The sequence below is a fragment of the Streptomyces sp. E2N166 genome, from assembly GCF_003671715.1.
GTDB classification, from domain to species: domain Bacteria; phylum Actinomycetota; class Actinomycetes; order Streptomycetales; family Streptomycetaceae; genus Streptomyces; species Streptomyces thinghirensis.
The window spans coordinates 634,409-636,719 of record NZ_RAIF01000032.1 but is presented as its reverse complement, the minus strand read 5'-3'; the positions used below and the strand labels follow the sequence as shown (position 1 = coordinate 636,719).

At 69.3% G+C, this 2,311-nt stretch carries 4 protein-coding genes and 1 pseudogene; all 5 read right to left on the bottom strand.

Annotation, left to right across the window (positions count from 1 at the left end; translation table 11 throughout):
• Positions 1-163: pseudogene (locus tag EBH09_RS39355) on the bottom strand (DNA primase); the annotation flags it as partial.
• 59 nt (positions 164-222) lie between these two features.
• Positions 223-486, bottom strand: coding sequence for a gas vesicle protein GvpG (locus EBH09_RS30035; RefSeq protein ID WP_121750040.1), 264 nt, complete (start codon positions 484-486; stop codon positions 223-225).
• A 4-nt stretch (positions 487-490) separates the two neighbouring features.
• Complete coding sequence (locus EBH09_RS30030; protein ID WP_121750039.1) at positions 491-1,264, bottom strand: GvpL/GvpF family gas vesicle protein; 774 nt, start codon at positions 1,262-1,264, stop codon at positions 491-493.
• On the bottom strand, positions 1,261-1,704 hold the full coding sequence (locus tag EBH09_RS30025) for a gas vesicle structural protein GvpA (protein WP_121750038.1): 444 nt from the start codon (positions 1,702-1,704) through the stop codon (positions 1,261-1,263). Before EBH09_RS30025 ends, EBH09_RS30030 begins: the two co-directional genes overlap by 4 nt.
• Positions 1,705-1,776: 72 nt before the next feature.
• Positions 1,777-2,166, bottom strand: coding sequence for a gas vesicle protein (locus tag EBH09_RS30020; RefSeq protein WP_121751073.1), 390 nt, complete (start codon positions 2,164-2,166; stop codon positions 1,777-1,779).
• Positions 2,167-2,311: the final 145 nt, after the last annotated feature.

Sequence of the window (2,311 nt, the reverse complement as noted above, 5' to 3'; positions counted from 1 at the left end):
CCGCCTTGCCCACGCCCCGAAGGTCGGTGCGCAGCTGGTCTCCTATCTCCTTGAACTGCGGGTTGTTCTGCAGCTGGGAGGAGACGAGCTCGGCGATGCCCTTCGGCGTCAGGTTCATCTTCTTGCCGGCCACCATGGTGCCCACGGCGACGGCGAGTTTCAGTTTCTTGGTGCGTCCCAGCAGATATCCGGCCCCTACCGCGAGGCCCAGTCCCATTCGGTTCATGGTGCCGTCCCGTTGCCCAATCCCGCGCTCGTGCGCGTAGCGATCTCCAGCCGGTCCAGAAGGTCGTCCTCCTGTCGGTCGAACTCCTCCTCGGAGATCTCACCGGCCTCCAACTGCTGTTCCAGACGGGCTAGTTCGGCTCTGATCGTGGCCGGGTCGTAGTAGATCCGCTCGGCCTCGCTCAACACCTGTCTGATGGCCCAGGCGCCGCCGCGCACCGGGGCGAGCGGCAGCAGCAGAACCTCCGAGATCAGTCCCATCTCGTCACCCCGCTCCGGCGTCGGCCCCGCCGGCCGCGGTGCCCGCCGGCTCGGCCGGGCCGGGCTCGACGAAGCTGTACGGCGGCAGGGGTCCGTTCACACGCACCTCCAGGTGCGGCATGTCCCCGCGGACCCGTTCCACGGCGGCGAGGAACTCCTCGGCCGAGTCCTGCCTCACCAGGAACGAGACGTTGGCCAGCCACCCGGTGGACTCGGGGCCCACACTCACGGCGTCGGCGACCGGTTCCAGGGCGCGCTCCAGCACGACGGCGTCCTCGGCCTCCTTGCCCTGGATCGCGGCCGCGACCATCTCACCGAGCTGGATCTTGCTCTCGTAGCTGCCGCCACCCGACTGCCGGTTGGACTCGGCCAGGGCCCGGATCTCCGGGTTCTCGGCCATCACGTGGTGCAGCACGGCCTCTTCGACGTGATTGGCCTTGACGTTGTACTCGACCCGGCCGTCCAGTGCCCCGAGGCGTTCCTTGTAGTGCTCGGCCCGCTCGGCGAGGACGCCGGTGACCGCGCTGTCGTCCGGTGCCACGCTGCCGAACCGCATGGGCAGCACGCAGCCGCCCGCGCCCGCCTCGCTGAGCACGTTCTGGTGGGCGAGCAGTTCCCTGCGCTTGGGGCGCAGTCCCTCGGGCGCGTCGCTGACGACGGCCGCCAGGTCACCCGCCCCGATGACGCGCACCTCCCGCGGTGGTTCACCCACGCCGGCCAGCCCCTCGGGGAGCGGGGGGTGGGAGCCGGCGGTGATGCCGTAGACGTACGTACTCACTCCTGCTCCTCCTTCCGGCGCGAGGGCGCGGCCTTACGGGCGCGCGGACGCGACGCGGTCTCGCGCTCGCGCTCGGAGCCGTCCTCGTCACGGGCCTGCTTGAAGGCGTCGGAAATGGTCTCGGCGGCGCCGGACAGCGCCCCCTTGGACTTGCCCTTGGCACCGGACTCGGTCATCTGCCCGACCAGGTCGGGCACACCCGGGTCCTTGCGCGGCCCGGCCTCCAGGTCGAGCCGGTTGCACGCCTCGGCGAAGCGCAGATAGGTGTCGACGCTTGCGACGACGATACGTACGTCGATCTTCAGAATCTCGATGCCGACCAGGGAGACGCGGACGAATGCGTCGATGACGAGCCCCCTGTCCAGAACGAGCTCAAGTACGTCGTAAAGGCCGCTGCTGCCGCCTCCACCGCCGGACTGTTGTGCCGGTACGACAGTCATGCCTGGTGTTCCTCCGTGTCTTGTCGTCTTTTCACGGGTGTGAGTGCGTCGAGCCGGTCCGCGGCGGTCCGCCTAGCGGCCTTGGGAACCACGGGCGTCGGCCCGGCCGCGCTCGTAGCGCCTGACTCGCCGGTAGCCCGTGAGCTGCCCCTCGGCGTCGAGCTCCACCTGATAGCTCCCCATCAGGCTCATCGTGTCGGGCACACGCTCGAGCTCGAGGACCTCGACCTCCAGCGCCCAGCCCTCCTCCGTCTGCTCGAAGGACGACACCGTCTCCGCGGTCATTCCCGTGAGCTCCGCGAGCTGGGCACGCGCTTCGCGCAGCACCTCCATCGGCCGGGGCCGACGCGACTCCTGTGACTCTTGGGGCTTCTGTGACTCTTGGGACTTCTGTGGTTTTTGTGTTCTGCGTGAACTCTGTTGTGAGCCTTGTGATTCGGACGTGTTGTTCGTGTTCGACATGGCCACCTCCCCTCCCGTGTGGCCGCAAGTGTGTTCGCCAAACCTCCGCGGGCACGTGCATGTGCCACCCGCCGACGCCCCCGCCCGGCCCCGGGGCCGGCTCAGCCGCGCAGCGCGTTCAGGCGCCGCCGAGCGGGCCCCAGGG

Coding starts and splice junctions, on each gene's coding strand:
- EBH09_RS30035 (WP_121750040.1), bottom strand. CDS start 486: ATGGGACTGATCTCGGAGGTTCTGCTGCTGCCGCTCGCCCCGGTGCGC.
- EBH09_RS30025 (WP_121750038.1), bottom strand. CDS start 1,704: ATGACTGTCGTACCGGCACAACAGTCCGGCGGTGGAGGCGGCAGCAGC.
- EBH09_RS30020 (WP_121751073.1), bottom strand. CDS start 2,166: ATGTCGAACACGAACAACACGTCCGAATCACAAGGCTCACAACAGAGT.